Genomic DNA, 16,234 nt, shown 5'->3' on the forward strand with positions numbered 1-16,234 from the left:
ATATTGCCTTTTTTGAAGGCGAAAGAATTTTAATTCTTAAAGACTAAATGGTATGAGAGAAAAACAGATTTTATATATTAAAAATATGGTTTGTCCCAGGTGTATTGAGGCTGTTAATGAGTTATTAATATCTTTAAATATCGGGACAAAATCTGTTTCTTTAGGAGAAGTTATTTTGGAAAAGGATCTTTCTGATGAGTTAAAGAAAACACTGGACGAAAAATTGAAATCAAAAGGGTTTGAATTACTTCAGGATCAAAAATCAAAATTAATTGGACAAATAAAAGCAATTATTATTGATAAAATTCATCATCATGATGAACAATTGATGGCTAATTTTTCCAATTATATTTCAGAAAAGCTTAATCACGAATATAGTTATTTAAGCCGATTATTTTCTTCAGTGGAGGGAATTACGATTGAAAAATTCATTGTAAGACAAAAAATAGAACGGGTTAAAGAATTTCTATTTTATAATGAACTTACCCTTTCCGAAATTGCTTTTAAGATGGATTATAGTAGTGTTGCTTATCTTTCTTCTCAATTTAAAAAAGAAACAGGGATGACTCCTTCAGAATTTAAACAACTTAAAAAACCGGGCCACCATTCACGGGATTCATTTTAAGGGGATGATTTAAATTTTTTGGATTTTAGAAAGAGCAAAATGTTATAACATTTAAACAAAATTTCATATAATACTATATCTTAATTTTTTGTATTTTTGCCTTGAATGAAGAAAATTCTATCCATACTGCTCACTCTTATTCTGCTACTTAGTCAGGTTGGACTGACTATGGCTACTCATTATTGTGCTGGGGAAGCCGTAGAGAGCCAGATTATGCTTGTGGCAGGGAATATAGGTTGTGGGATGGAAGAGGATAATCAAGATGATTGTGAGAGTTTGCCAGGAACGCATGATTTAAAAACTAAATCATGTTGTGACAGTAATTTTCAGCTTTTTCAAAATGATGATGATTTAGATAATTCTAAATCCAGTATTCATCTAAATTTATCCATTTCTATCATTGTCATTCAATCCTTTTTTTCTGCTTTCATTTCTTCTGAAGAGCAGGTTTTTTACCAACCGGATTATTTATCACCTCCACCCCCGAATCAGGACTTCCAGGTGCTTTTTCAGACCTTTCTAATTTGATTTTATTGAAATATTGAATTCCTGTTTTTCCATCCATTTCAAAGGACTTGGAATAAGAGGAATATTGGCTATTCATTAGGCTCTTTGAGTCATGTTTTAGAACTTTATTTCAATTAAAAAAGATGTTAAATCAAATTATACGATACTTCCTGGAAAATAAACTGGTAACAGTTCTTATTTTGTTGGGATTTATAGCATGGGGAATTGTAACTGCTCCATTTGGATGGCAGGTAGGAGCATTGCCTTCTGACCCTGTTCCGGTAGATGCCATACCGGACATTGGCGAAAACCAACAAATCGTTTTTACGCAATGGGCTGGCCGTTCGCCACAGGATATTGAAGATCAAATCTCCTATCCTTTAACAACCTATTTGTTAGGAATCCCAGGAGTGAAATCTATCAGAAGTTCATCCATCTTCGGTTTTTCCAGTATCTATATCATCTTCTCGGAAGATGTAGAGTTCTATTGGTCACGTTCCAGAATACTCGAAAAACTCAACTCATTGCCTTCAGGACTACTACCTGATGCCGTACAGCCTGCATTAGGACCAGATGCCACTGCCTTGGGTCAGGTGTATTGGTACACCATTGAAGGAAGGGACAAAAATGGAAATCCAACTGGCGGTTGGGATTTACACGAAATCCGCACGGTTCAGGACTTCTATGTGAAGTATGGTTTAAATGCAACAGAAGGTGTTTCGGAAGTTGCTTCCATTGGCGGTTTTATTCAGGAATACCAAATAGACGTGAATCCTGATGCTTTGAAAGCCTACAACATTCCCTTGCATAAAGTCATGCAGGCAGTACAAAAATCCAATAAGGATGTAGGTGCTAAAACCATAGAAATCAATCAAGCTGAATATTTAGTTCGAGGGTTAGGCTATGTCAAGAAAGTAGGAGATATAGAAAAGGCAGTAGTTGCTGTGCAAGACAATGTACCTATAAGGATAAAAGACATTGGTGTAGTATCTCTTGGCCCTGCTACCAGACGAGGTATTTTGGACAAAGACGGTGCTGAAGTAGTGGGTGGTGTGGTGGTAGCACGCTATGGTGCAAATCCATTACAAGTGATTAATAACGTAAAGACCAAAATTAAGGAAATAGCCCCTGGTCTTCCCAAGAAGACATTGGCTGACGGTAGAGAAAGTCAGCTAACAATTGTCCCGTTTTATGATCGCTCAGAATTGATTTATGAAACATTAGGTACACTGGAAGAAGCCTTATCACTGGAAATTCTCATTACCATTCTAGTAGTGATTGTGATGGTATACAATCTAAGAGCTTCATTTCTCATTTCGAGTATCCTTCCTATAGCAGTACTTATGGTGTTTATCGCAATGCGGTACTTTGGTGTGGATGCCAACATCGTTGCACTTTCAGGTATCGCAATTGCTATTGGTACAATGGTGGACTTAGGTGTCATCTTATCTGAAAACATCATTAAACATATAGATGAGGCTCCACCCGGTCAAAAACTTATCGACACAATTTACAATGGAGCATCAGAAGTGGCAACTGCGATATTAACGGCTGTCTCTACCACAATTGTAAGTTTTATCCCTGTATTCACCATGCAGGCAGCAGAAGGCAAACTGTTTGGCCCTCTGGCATTCACAAAGTCATTTGCTCTTTTAGCCGCATTGATCGTTTCATTGCTGATTCTGCCAACGCTGGCACATTGGTTTTTTGGATTCGATATCAAAAACAAGTTCTTAAAAAAGTATGGTCATTACAGCTTAGTGCTTATTGGAATTATTAGCCTCTTTATTGGACAGGTTTGGATTGGAGTACTGCTGATTCTGTTTGGAGTCATTGGGATTGTTAAAAATTTTGAAAAACTCAAAAAAGCAGCATTACCAGCCATATTCCAGTTCTTGCTCAACTATGCAGAGTTAATAATTGTCCTATTAGGCGTCATCTGGTTGCTTGCAAAATATTGGTTACCTCTTGGTGCTTCTCAATCCCTTTTTCTCAACTTCATTTTTGTAGCCTTATTGGTCGGTATTATACTTGGCGGGTTTACCCTATTGGAATTTCAATATAAAAAAATTCTTACATGGTGTTTAAATAACAAGGTCAAGTTTTTGATCATTCCATCTGTATTGATCCTATTAGGTACTAATATTTGGCTAGGGTTTAATAGTGTTCTTGGATTTGTTTCAAAGGGTTTTGAAAAGGTTGGCTGGAACATCAATCAGACCACAGCTTGGTCAGCAATATCCCAAACTTTCCCTGGTGTAGGAAAGGAATTCATGCCTTCATTAGATGAAGGTAGTTTTCTCCTAATGCCAACTTCTATGCCGCATTCAGGTGTAACATTCAACCGGAAAATAGTAGGTCAATTAGATATGCTATTGACCAGTATACCTGAAGTAGAACTTACTGTTGGCAAACTCGGACGGGTGGAATCAGCCCTTGATCCAGCCCCTATTTCGATGTATGAGAATATTATCAATTACAAATCGGAATATATCCTAAACCAAAAAGGTCATCGACAAAGGTTTAAGGTGGATAAAGAGAATCGGTTCATTACTATTTCGGGAGATACCCTTACGAACCAAGAAGGTTTGGAACGGGGAATAGAAGCGACTGAATTAATTGCCAATGATAATGGCGAATATTACCGCAATTGGCGTGATAAAATTCAATCACCTGATGATATTTGGAATGAGATAGTAAAAGCCACCAAACTACCTGGTGTCACCTCAGCACCTAAACTGCAACCGATTGAAACCCGGTTGGTCATGCTCCAAACAGGGATGAGAGCTCCAATGGGTATCAAGGTGTATGGCCCTGATCTGAAAACAATAGAGAACTTTGGATTGCAGTTGGAGAACGTTCTAAAGGAAGTACCTTCTGTAAAGGCAGAAGCAGTGTTTGCTGATAGAATTGTAGGCAAGCCATATATACACCTCAATATCAATCGGGATGAAATCTCACGATACGGATTGAACATTGAAGATGTTCAGCAGACCGTAGAAACTGCGATTGGCGGGATGAAAATCACTTCCACAGTTGAGGGTCGTGAACGATTTCCTGTTAGGGTTCGCTATCCAAGAGAATTGAGGGATGACCCTGAAGCATTGGGTAAAATCCTGATGCCGACACCCACAGGTGCACAAATTCCATTATCTCAAATCATTGACTTTGAATATGTAAGGGGGCCACAAGCGATAAAAAGTGAAGAAACCTTTCTGGTTGGCTATGTATTGTTTGATAAACGTGATGGTTTCTCGGAAGTCACCGTGGTAAACGATGCTCAACGGGCAATTCAGGATAAAATTGATTCAGGTGAACTGACCGTACCTGCTGGCGTGAGTTATAAGTTTTCAGGGAGTTATGAAAATCAGGTGAGGGCAGAAAAACGGCTTTCTATAATTGTTCCTTTGGTATTAGCCATTGTGTTTCTCATTCTTTATTTCCAGTTCCGTTCTGTATCTACTTCATTAATGGTATTTACAGGAATTGCAATGGCTTTTAGCGGTGGCTTTATCATGCTGTGGCTCTATGGGCAAAATTGGTTTGCAGACTTTTCACTCTTCGGCACAAACTTTCGTGATTTATTCCAAATACATACCATAAATCTGAGTGTGGCCGTTTGGGTTGGGTTTATAGCCCTCTTTGGAATAGCTACTGACGATGGTGTATTAATGGCTACTTATCTGGATCAAAGCTTTGATAGAAATAAAACAGATAATATAAAAGGAATAAGGGCGGCAACAGTGGAAGCAGGACAGCGCAGAATAAAGCCTGCAGTAATGACAACTGCTACCACAATCATTGCTTTACTACCTATCCTGACTTCGACTGGAAGAGGGTCAGATATAATGATACCGATGGCATTGCCTGCTGTTGGTGGGATGCTATTTGCTGCCATCACTTATTTCATTGTCCCGGTGATTTACTGCTGGAGAGAAGAACGTAAAATTTTAAAAGGCCAATCATGAAAAAAATCATCATAATCATATTCGCGGCATTTGGCTTTTCCACATTGACAAATGCTCAGTCGTTAGACGACTATTTCAAGTTAGCGTCAGAAAACAATCCAGGCTTGCAGGCTAAATACAAATCCTTTGAAGCAGCCATACAAAAGGTGACACAAGTTAGCAGCTTACCAGACCCCAATCTTTCCTTTGGTTACTTCGTGTCTCCAGTGGAAACACGAGTGGGACCTCAAAGAGCAAGGTTTTCTTTGACACAAATGTTCCCATGGTTCGGCACTTTAAAAGCCCAAGATGCTGCTGCTACCTTAATGGCAGAAGCAAAATATCAAGAGTTTTTGGATAGTAAAAGTCAATTATTCTTTCAGGTAGCTGCAGCTTATTATCCCCTCGAAGAACTCATGCAATTAATAAAACTTGAAGAAGAAAATTTGCAAATTCTGGAAACTTACAAGCGTATTGCCACAACTAAATTTGAAAATGGAACTGGGGCTATGGTGGATGTTTTAAGGGTGGATCTAATGATAAATGATTCCAAAACAAACCTGAAAATTCTTCATGCCAAATGGGAACCATCGCGTGTTGCTTTTAACGCTCTTTTAAATAGAGGTCCCGAGGAGGAAGTGATCATAAGGGATTCCGTCATTTTTGAACCAGTTTCCCTGAATTACAGAAGAGACTCCCTAATGGAGAATAATCCTTACTTAAATAAACTTGATCTGCAAATACAGGCCTATGAAGCGAAAGTTGAGGTGGCTAACCGACAAGCACTTCCCAAAATTGGTTTAGGGCTTGATTATGTTTTGGTGGATAAAAGAAGTGATATGGAAATAGCTGATAACGGGAAAAATGTATTTATGCCTATGGTTTCGGTAAGTATTCCCTTGTATCAGGGAAAATATGATGGATCCAAACGGGAAGCAAAACTAATGCAAGAAAGTTTTACTCTTAAAAAGCAGGATTATATCAATGCTCTTCAGGCAAATTATCAGATGAGCACTTTTGAACTCATTAGCCAACAAGACTTAATTAATTTGTATGAAAAACAGATTAGAGAGACCAGACAGGCATTAGACCTGCTTTTAACCTCTTATGGAACTTCAGGGAAAGAATTTGAGGAAGTTTTGCGCATGCAGCAGGAACTTTTAAAATATGAGCAATTGAAAGTAATCGCGATTTCTAAATACCAGGTAGGTGTAGCAAAAATTAACTATCTCACCACTAAAAACTACTAAAGCTCCCAGAATTATGAGACGAAGTTTTAAATATTTTACCCGAAAAATTCATCGCTATCTGGGTTTGTTTATTGGAATTCAGTTTTTAGGATGGACCATAAGTGGTTTGTTTTTCAGTTGGAATGACCTTGATCGCGTTCATGGGGATCATTTACGAAAACCTCAAAAGGCTATTCCGGCAAATTTGGACCTAGTTTCTCCAACAGTGGTTTTGGGAAATTTGAAGAAAAGCCATCCTGTGGATTCCTTAAAATCAGTGCAATTAATTCGGGTGTTAGAAAACTTTTATTATCAGGTAGCCTATTTTGTACAGCATGGCAACCATTCAATGTTACATTTTGTCTTGGTCGATGCTAAAAATGGAGAATTAAGGACGCCCTTAGTAAAGGTAGAAGCAGAAAAAATGGCGACTGATTTGGTAAAAGCACCTGCAAGTATTGAAAAGATAGAATACCTGACTGAAGTTGGCAACCACCATGAATATAGAGAAAGAAGATTACCCGCCTGGGCAGTCACTTTTAGTAAACCAGCCTGCACAGTATACCTAAGTGCTGAAATGGGTACATACCAGACGATAAGGCATAATCAGTGGAGGGTTTTTGATTTTCTATGGATGTTTCATACTATGGATTATGCTGGCAGGGATAATTTCAACAATTGGTTGTTGAAGCTTTTTTCCTTGTTTGGATTGTTTACTATCCTTTCCGGATTTATGCTTTATATGATATCATCAAAAACATTTTATAAAATAAAAAAACAACTTTAACCTAACTGAAAACTAATGAAAAATCAAGAAGAACATCATCATAACCACAATCATGAGGATACCATGAGTCATTCTGATCATAAAGAGAATCATGGTGATCATCATGCCCATATGATTGAAGATTTTAAAAAAAGATTCTGGGTTTCCATGGTCATTACTTTACCAATAGTGGTGATGGCGCCAATGATCCAGGAAATACTGGGATATGAATTTGGCTTTGAAGGTGATCGATATATTCAGTTTGTATTGTCAACTATAGTCTTTTTTTATGGGGGATGGCCTTTTTTGAAAGGACTGGTAGATGAGCTAAAAGACAAGTCTCCAGGGATGATGACATTAATAGCGCTGGCAATATCGGTAGCCTATTTTTATAGTTCCGGGGTAGTTTTTGGTCTGGAAGGTAAAATATTTTTCTGGGAATTGGTCAGTCTAATAGATATCATGCTTTTAGGGCATTGGATAGAAATGAAATCAGTTATGGGTGCTTCAAATGCCCTTCAGGAATTGGCTAAAATGATGCCTTCAGAAGCCCACAGAATTAAAAAAAATGGAGATATAGAAGACGTAAATGTTAGAGAATTAAGAGGGGATGATTTAATACTTGTAAAACCGGGGGAAAAAATTCCAGCAGATGGTGAAATTAAAGAAGGAGAAAGTCACCTGAATGAATCCATGCTTACAGGAGAATCTAAACCTGTGGCTAAAAAGGCTGGAGATGAAGTAATTGGAGGTTCAATTAATGATAATGGTTCTTTAAAAATTCTTGTAAAACATACAGGAGAGGACTCCTATCTTTCCAAGGTAATTAATATGGTAAAGGAAGCCCAAAAAACCAATTCGAAAACGCAAAACTTAGCTAACAGGGCAGCAGGGTGGTTGTTTTATATTGCTCTAAGTGCAGGATTCGTAACATTTTTTGTATGGTATTCATTAGGAAAAGAATTTGAATATTCTTTAGAAAGAATGGTAACAGTAATGATAATTTCATGTCCTCACGCTCTTGGTTTAGCAGTACCTTTGGTTGTTGCTATTTCTACTGCTGTATCAGCCAAAAAAGGGTTATTAATTCGAAATCGAACTGCCTTTGAAAATGCAAGATTACTTTCCTACATCATATTTGATAAAACAGGAACCTTAACAAAAGGAGCGTTTGGAGTAACACGTTTTGCTTCCACAAATGAAGATTATGACAAAAATGAAATTTTAAAAATTGCTGCGTCTTTAGAAAATAATTCTGAACATCCCATTGCAGTAGGGGTGTTGAAAAAGGCCAGGGAGCTAGAAATGAAATTGGATGAACCTAATGATTTTCAAAATATTACTGGCAAAGGAATTACAGGAAAATTAAATGGGGAGAGCATCAGTGTTGTAAGCCCTGGCTACTTAAAAGAAAATCAGTTGACTACACCTGAGGGAGCTTTTAAGGATGAGTCTGAAACAGTGATTTTTATTTTAAAAGACCATACTGTTTTGGGATATATTGCACTTGCTGATGAAATTAGGGAAGAATCTCAAGAGGCAATTGAAACACTTAAATCACATCAAATTAAAGTAATTATGGCTACTGGTGATAATGAAAAGGTAGCTAAAACGGTTAGTGAATCTCTTAAGCTAGATGGCTATCATGCGGAGGTATTGCCAGAGGATAAGCAAAAAATAATTAAGGAATTACAGGATAAAGGTGAATTTGTAGCCATGACTGGGGATGGTGTAAATGATGCTCCTGCATTGGCTCAGGCCAATGTAGGAATAGCTGTTGGATCAGGTACAGATGTAGCCGCTGAAACAGCTGATATCGTATTGGTTAATAGCAACCCTAAAGATATCGCAAACCTTATCCTTTTTGGTACAGCTACTTATAAGAAAATAATGCAAAACCTTTTCTGGGCGGCTGGTTATAATATTATAGCTGTTCCTTTGGCTGCTGGAGTTTTAGCTCCTATTGGAATAATTCTTAGTCCGGCAGTTGGTGCAGTACTAATGAGTTTAAGTACTGTAATTGTGGCGGTTAATGCACAGCTTCTAAAAAAACAAATGAAATAATAAAGATGAAAAAAATACTGGATAATAAATTCGTTTTCGGAGGAATAATTCTAGTTGTAGGAATTATACTGGGCTGGATCATTTTTGGTGAATCAAAAGATGCTCATTCAACCCATGATCATGATGCTGAAATAGCGAAAGCAACGATTTGGACCTGTTCAATGCATCCGCAAATCAGGAAAAACGAACCTGGAGATTGTCCTATTTGTGGAATGGATTTAATTCCTCTGGAAAGTGATGCAGGATCAATTGATCCAATGGCAGTCAGTATGTCGCCAACCGCTATGATGCTGGCAGATATACAGACGGTAAAGGTGCAGAAAGGAAATATAAAAAAGGAAATAAGACTTAATGGAAAAGTTGAAGCCGATGAACGAAATGTTTCGACTCAAACTTCTCATATTGCCGGAAGAATAGAGCAACTTCCAGTCAATTATACAGGGGAGTATGTAAGAAAAGGTCAGGTGATTGCTTATATCTATTCTCCTGAATTGGTCCTTGCTCAAAAAGAGTTATTTGAGGCATATAAAATAATGGATGTTCAGCCTGCTCTTTATACAGCAGCAAGAGGAAAATTGAAGAACTGGAAGCTAACCAGCGACCAGATTGATAATATCATTGAAACTGGTACTCCTATCAATAGTTTTCCTATTCTTTCTGATTTAAATGGAGTGGTAATCGCAAAAAAAGTCAATTTGGGTGATTATATTATGGAAGGAAGTGCTTTGTTTGATATCGTTGATTTCTCAAGAGTCTGGGTGATGTTTGATGTTTATGAATCGGATGTTGTATGGATAAAAACCGGAGCTGAAATTTCATTTACTGTACAATCATATCCAGGAGAAGAATTTAAAGGTAAAATTAGTTACATCGATCCTGTAATTGATCCCAAAACAAGGGTAGCAAAAGCCAGAGTGGAAATGACAAATAACCGTCAAAAATTAAAACCTGAAATGTTTGTTTCTGGTATTGTAGAAGAAAAATTAAAACAATATCCTGATGCATTGGTAGTACCCAAAAGTGCCGTAATGTGGACTGGGGAAAGGTCTGTAGTATATGTAAAATCAGGTCAGGAGGATGCTTTTAACTTTGTCATGAGAAGTGTAAAATTGGGACCCGCTCTAGGGGAAGGTTTTATTGTAGAGGAAGGATTAGAAGAAAGTGAAGAAATTGTGGTTAATGGTACTTTTAGTATTGATGCAGCAGCACAGTTAGCAGGAAAACCCAGTATGATGAACCCTGAAGGTGGCACTGTAATGACAGGTCATAGACATGGGGAAATGACTCAGGAATCTCAAACCCAATCCTCCCTTTCGATTGACAAGGCGACTCAAAAAAGTCTTGAACCAGTTTACCAAAGTTATTTAGCGATGAAGGATGCCCTGGCTAAAGATGATTTTAATGATGCTCAAAAAGCTGGTTCCAAACTAAAATCAGCATTGCAAAAAGTACCAATGGAGCAATTTAAGAACAAATCCCACCAGTTTTGGATGGATCAAAGTGGACTCATGAACAAAGCCTTGGAACATCTTGATCATTTTAAAGATATTGAGGAACTCAGAACTGCATTTTTCCAACTTTCGAAGGTAATGGTCAATATAACAAACACATTTAACCCCTATTCTAAAACACTGTATTTGCAACATTGCCCTATGGCCAACAGCGATAAAGGTGCTGATTGGCTTAGTCTAGATGACAGCATTATAAATCCGTATTTTGGTGCAGCCATGCTTGGCTGTGGTGAAGTGAAAAAGAAATTCTGACTCCTATGAAAAGCTGTTGTAAAACTGGAGATGAAAAGCCTCCTTCAAATATCCAGAAGTGGATGTATAGAGTTATGGTTACCCTTGCTGTTTTAATAGTATTTTATGTTTTAATTATAGATGTATTTAAATTTTAAAAAAATGAAAAATTCAATTGTTATTTTTATGGGTCTTATTTTAAGTTTTAGTGTATTAGCCCAACACAATCATCATTCACAAATGAATAAAGATAACCCTGTTTTTGAAGATAAAACACTGGGGGATATTTATGGTCATTACATCCATTTGAAAAATGCGTTGGTGGCTTCAGAATATGATGAGGCAAAAAAAGGGGCTACTGCATTGGCTACAGCTCTAGATTCCTATAAATCAGGAGAAAAAGCTTATTCGATTGCAAATAAAGTAAGGACTGTGACTACCTTGAAGGATCAGAGAAAGTTATTTTCAGCTTTAAGTGACGAAATTACAGTTTTAGTGAAAAATGGGAAAATGACTAAAGGTAATGTTTATCTTGAATTCTGTCCAATGGCAAATGGAAATACAGGCGGAGCATGGTTATCTAGCGAAAAGGATATTAAAAACCCATATTTTGGAGATAAAATGCTAAAATGTGGAATGGTAAAAGAAACTATTAATTAAACTGGATAAAAAAAATGTCAAATAGAGCCATTTGGAAAGTCAGGGAGTGGGTGTAGATCAAAAACTTGAGTTTTTTGCTCCTAATGGAACTTTAACCCACCAACTTGTTTTTTTTTCAAAAATCCAGTCTCTAATATGAGAAATCGATTATTACTACTTTTTGGTTTATTGCTTCTCTCAGGTGTGGGGTTCTCACAGGAATTTGCCAATACTTCGGTTTTGGCAGAGGGAGAGATCTATAAAATTGGTATTACTGAAAATGGGATCTACAAGATAGATGTGGAATTTTTGAATACTCTTGGGGTAAATGCCAGTTCAATCGATCCTGAAAATGTGAAAGTTTATGGAAACGGAGGAGGAATTTTACCACAAGCCAATGCAAGTTTTCGATATGATGATCTTGTTGAAAATCCAACTTTAAAAAATGGGGGAGGAGATGGGAACTTTCAGAATGGCGACTATATCCTGTTTTATGCTGAAGGATCTGATAAAATTCTTTTTGATACACTGAACAATCAGATTTCCCATCAAAAAAACATCTATGCCGATACCAATTACTATTTTATTGAAATAGCAAATACAAGGGCAAAAGACCTGGAAGATGTTGCCGATTTGGGAGGAGGAGCTTTAGAAATAACCTCATTTGACGATTATGTGTATCATGAAGAGGAAACTTATAATATAATAAAGGCAGGAAAAAGATGGTTTGGGGAAAAGTTTGATTTCCTGAATGAAATGGAATTTGAATTTCAACTGGAGGGAGCATTAAAGCAATATCCTGTGAAAGTGTCCTCTTCACTGATGTCTACTTCGCCTTCAGCCAGTTCTTTCTCTTTAACTTTAAATGGTTTTAAACTTCCCGATGCGAACATTGCCGCTACTGCTGAAACGCAATATGGTATAAAAGGAAGAATAAATAATGTGCAGGAAACTATTCCCGAAGATAAACTGAATCTGGAAAGTGGTTTTAAAGCAAAGTTGACTTACAATAAAACCGGGAATTCTGTAAACCATGTTGGGTATCTTGATTATATAGGGGTTAATTTCAAACGGGATTTGAAACTTTACAGTAATCTGGTGCAATTCCGAAACTTTGAAAGTCTTTCTGTTGATAAAGCCGCATTCAAAATAAAGGGTGGAGGAGAAGCTACAGTTGTATGGGATATTTCCAATCCGGTAAATCCAAAAAATCAACTTTTTTCCCTATCTGGGAATGATGTAATTTTTAGTACTGAAACGAAAGGCTTAAAAGAATTTATAGCCTTTTCTGGTTCAGGTTTTCCCAATCCAATTAGTATAGGGAAAATTAATAATCAAAACCTTCATGGATTAACCACACCTAATTTAATAATTATTTCCTATCCAAAATTTGAAGCAGAGGCGCAAAGACTTGCTGAATTCAGAAGAAACCATGATGGACTAACTGTTGAAGTAGTTACTCCGCCTCAAATATATAATGAGTTTTCTTCAGGTAAACAGGATATTTCTGCGATTAGAGATTTTTTAAGAATGTTATACCTGAGAAATAGTGATCAGGAGTCCGGGTTAAGGTATGTGTTATTATTTGGGGATGGTTCTTTTGATTACAAGGATAAAATGGAAAAAGGCACCAGCCCTACAAGAAATACCAACTTCATCCCGGTGTATGAATCAGATGAACCATTACATCCTATTTACAGCTATTCTTCTGATGATTTTTATGGATTTTTGGATGAGGATGAGGGAGACTGGTCAGAGAAATCAACTGATGTAATTCATAATTTGGAATTGGGAATAGGACGTTTGCCAATAGGACATGTTTCAGAAGCGAAAAATCTAGTTGATAAACTTATCAATTATGCAACGAATGAATTGGCTATTGGGGATTGGAAAAAGGAAATTGTTTTTGTAGCTGATGATGGAGATAATAATACACATCAAATCCATGCAGACCGGCTTGCAAGGCTGGTAGAAAGTAAATATCAACAGTTTGATGTAAATCGCTTATTTATTGATGATTATCCTCAAATAACCTCTACTACTAATGGAAAGCGTATTTCACCTATTGTAAGAGAAAAAATTAATGAATTCGTTGACAAGGGTACCTTAATAGTGAATTATACCGGACATGGGTCCGAAAATGGCTGGTCCAAAAAAGATATTCTTGGCTTGAATCAAATTGTTGAGTGGGATAATTTCACCAGAATGCCATTGTTTGTAACTGCTACTTGTGAATTCGGTCGTTTTGATAGTCCTTTTACCAAATCTGGTGCTGAGTTCGCTTTGCTAAATCCAAGAGGTGGTGCTATTGGTCTTCTTACCACTACTCGACCTGTATTCTCCAATACCAATTTCACTGTAAATCAAGCCTTTTTCAATACCGTATTTGAACCTTATAATGGAAGAAAAGCCAGTTTAGGAGATATTATAAGAATCACTAAAAACAATAGTATCAGTGGTGTAAATAATAGAAACTTCACGCTTTTAGGTGATCCTTCAATGCAACTGGCCTATTCGAATGAGAGTGTGGTGGTGAAAAAAGTTAATGATATTGAACTTACCGAAAGTGATACAATTAAAGCCTTATCTACTGTAAAACTTTCAGGAGAAATACAGAATAGTGATGTATTGTCCCAGGATTTCAATGGGACTTTATATGTGAAAGTATTGGATAAGAAGACAACAAAAACAACCTTAGGTGAAGATGGTTCTCATACCAAAATGAATTACCAAACTTTTAAGGATATGATTTTTAGGGGAGAGGCTTCAGTTGTTGATGGTAAATTTGAGTTTTCATTTGTCATACCTAAAGATATTTCTTATCAATTTGATTATGGTAAAATCAGCTTTTATGCAAAGCATGCAACTGAATTAAGAGATGCTTCTGGTCATGAAAGCAAATTGGTTATTGGAGGAAGTGAAACAGCCTTTGAGCAGGATAATACACCTCCCGACCTGCAACTTTATTTGGATAATGAAAGTTTTGAAAGTGGAGGTATCGTAAATACTGATGCAGAATTAATAGTGAAATTATTTGATGAAAATGGTATAAACTCCTCTGGAATAAGTCCTGGTCATGATATTGAGATGATTTTAGATGATGAAACCAGGTTTGTTTTGAATAGTTATTACCAGGCTGAAAAGGATGATTATAAAAATGGGAAGATTAATTTTCCGTTAAATAATATTGAGCCTGGAGAGCATACGCTTTGGGTAAAAGCATGGGATACACATAATAATTCTTCCCAAACGGAGATATCATTTTATGTAACAGCTCAAAAAGAAGTAGTGCTTAGTGACGTAATAAATCACCCAAATCCATTTAAAGAACAGACTGAATTTAGCTTTTCCCACAATAGAGCTGGGGAAGAAATAGATGTTACAATATTTATTTATGACCAGAATGGAAAATTGGTAAAAGAATTGCAACATGAAATTCCGTTTGCCACCGAGGATGTTAATAATATCCAATGGAACCGTTCTGAGGATATTAATGACAATTTTAAAAGTGGTATATATTTTTATAAATTGTATATTTACCTTCCAAAAGATGGGACTTCTTCCTCAAAAGGTGGTAAATTTGTAATTACTGATTAAATTTTAATTTTAGACTAGTTTGGTGTTTACTATAATTTTAGAGAAAAATCATCTGAATCAGAAATATAAATAATCCGATAAAAAACATAATTATTCAAATAATTTTAAAAGTTTATAACTTTACTTATGTTAAGTACAACATAACTCCTATCATGTCAATATCCCGATGAGGCATTTTTCCTCAAAATAACTGTTTAACTAAAAATTCCTCTGATAAATTTTTTTACACAAAAGTCTACTTGTCCTTCTATCCCTGGATACGATCGAAATGAAATAAATTCCTTTTTCTATTGTATTAATAAAATCTTAAATACATTGTTATCCGAATGGTGCCTATTCACTTCCTATACATTAATCATCGTATTCAATGCCAATAATTCCAGTCCAGCAATCTAGTTCTAAAAATAAGCGAAAGATGATTATCCTCCTCTTTTTTGTTAGTAATCCTATTAAATCAAATGGAATTTCCTTGAACCCTGGCCATTTTTTGTAAACAAGAAATTCCTTTTTCAATGAAAAATCATAATTTCTCCATTCTAAAAAATCTATATTCTGATTAGCTTCTATATTTTTACCATAATCAAACACAACTTTTCCGTTGTTTCTGTCAATTTAGCCAAATAATCATCTGTCTCAAATTTTTCAAAACTCTAAAATGATACTCTAAATATCTACCAATTTAGTCATAAACCGTCCCTGGAGTAGGATAATCAGTATTTGCATCATCAATAACTATAACCCAATCAGGACCACCCATTGATTTACGCAACCTATCCTTCCATTGTGGGGAAAATGTTCCTGTATTTTTAAATTCTCCTATAAAATAGGCAAGACCTGTTCTAGGGTCATAATACCAAGCCTTTATTGTATCCGAATTTATAACATCCGTTTTTAATTTTAAATCCCTAACAATTGGGAAATAAGCNATAATATANGTAGCGTCATTTTTTCCTNGNGTTCCATNCCTTGTGGCTATTTTATAGTCGGCAATGGAAAAATTATCACCCAGAATAACAGAATTATCGGGGATGCGGGAAAGAAAAGGACGCGATAAGAATAAATTCTTTAGATGAATGACTTGAAAACTTCCGGCTGCCTCAATAGCTTCCTCCCAAAAT

The 16,234-nt window shown here is 36.3% G+C and carries 10 protein-coding genes; 9 read left to right on the top strand and 1 reads right to left on the bottom strand.

Features of this window, described 5'->3' with window-relative positions; genetic code table 11:
* Positions 1 to 52: 52 nt before the first annotated feature.
* The 9 genes from A3EM_RS0125555 (at position 53) to porU (ending at position 15,116) form a co-directional block, all read left to right on the top strand.
* Complete coding sequence (locus A3EM_RS0125555) at positions 53 to 625, top strand: helix-turn-helix domain-containing protein (protein ID WP_020531093.1); 573 nt, start codon at positions 53 to 55, stop codon at positions 623 to 625.
* A gap of 105 nt (positions 626 to 730) precedes the next feature.
* Positions 731 to 1,153, top strand: coding sequence for an HYC_CC_PP family protein (locus A3EM_RS0125560; RefSeq protein ID WP_020531094.1), 423 nt, complete (start codon positions 731 to 733; stop codon positions 1,151 to 1,153).
* Positions 1,154 to 1,275: 122 nt separating this feature from the next.
* The gene (locus A3EM_RS0125565; protein ID WP_020531095.1) at positions 1,276 to 5,100 is read left to right on the top strand and encodes an efflux RND transporter permease subunit; all 3,825 of its coding nucleotides are present in this window, start codon (positions 1,276 to 1,278) and stop codon (positions 5,098 to 5,100) included.
* Positions 5,097 to 6,329 carry a TolC family protein gene (locus A3EM_RS0125570; protein ID WP_020531096.1) on the top strand — a complete coding sequence of 411 codons (1,233 nt, stop codon included), beginning with the start codon at positions 5,097 to 5,099 and terminating at the stop codon, positions 6,327 to 6,329. The genes A3EM_RS0125565 and A3EM_RS0125570 overlap by 4 nt, the downstream gene beginning before the upstream one ends.
* Before the next feature lie 13 nt (positions 6,330 to 6,342).
* On the top strand, positions 6,343 to 7,095 hold the full coding sequence (locus A3EM_RS0125575) for a PepSY domain-containing protein (RefSeq protein WP_044239801.1): 753 nt from the start codon (positions 6,343 to 6,345) through the stop codon (positions 7,093 to 7,095).
* Between the two features lie 15 nt (positions 7,096 to 7,110).
* Positions 7,111 to 9,138 carry a copper-translocating P-type ATPase gene (locus A3EM_RS0125580; RefSeq protein WP_020531098.1) on the top strand — a complete coding sequence of 676 codons (2,028 nt, stop codon included), beginning with the start codon at positions 7,111 to 7,113 and terminating at the stop codon, positions 9,136 to 9,138.
* Positions 9,139 to 9,143: 5 nt separating this feature from the next.
* On the top strand, positions 9,144 to 10,901 hold the full coding sequence (locus A3EM_RS0125585; protein ID WP_020531099.1) for an efflux RND transporter periplasmic adaptor subunit: 1,758 nt from the start codon (positions 9,144 to 9,146) through the stop codon (positions 10,899 to 10,901).
* Positions 10,902 to 11,042: 141 nt separating this feature from the next.
* The gene (locus A3EM_RS0125595; RefSeq protein WP_026210589.1) at positions 11,043 to 11,540 is read left to right on the top strand and encodes a DUF3347 domain-containing protein; all 498 of its coding nucleotides are present in this window, start codon (positions 11,043 to 11,045) and stop codon (positions 11,538 to 11,540) included.
* A gap of 135 nt (positions 11,541 to 11,675) precedes the next feature.
* Entirely contained in the window at positions 11,676 to 15,116 is a 3,441-nt protein-coding gene (gene porU, locus A3EM_RS0125605; RefSeq protein WP_020531103.1) for a type IX secretion system sortase PorU, read from the top strand.
* Positions 15,117 to 15,795: 679 nt separating this feature from the next.
* Here the strand turns inward: porU and A3EM_RS0125615 are convergent.
* Positions 15,796 to 16,218 carry a putative collagen-binding domain-containing protein gene (locus A3EM_RS0125615; protein WP_425402073.1) on the bottom strand — a complete coding sequence of 141 codons (423 nt, stop codon included), beginning with the start codon at positions 16,216 to 16,218 and terminating at the stop codon, positions 15,796 to 15,798.
* Positions 16,219 to 16,234: the final 16 nt, after the last annotated feature.

Source organism: Flexithrix dorotheae DSM 6795, assembly GCF_000379765.1.
GTDB lineage: Bacteria > Bacteroidota > Bacteroidia > Cytophagales > Flammeovirgaceae > Flexithrix > Flexithrix dorotheae.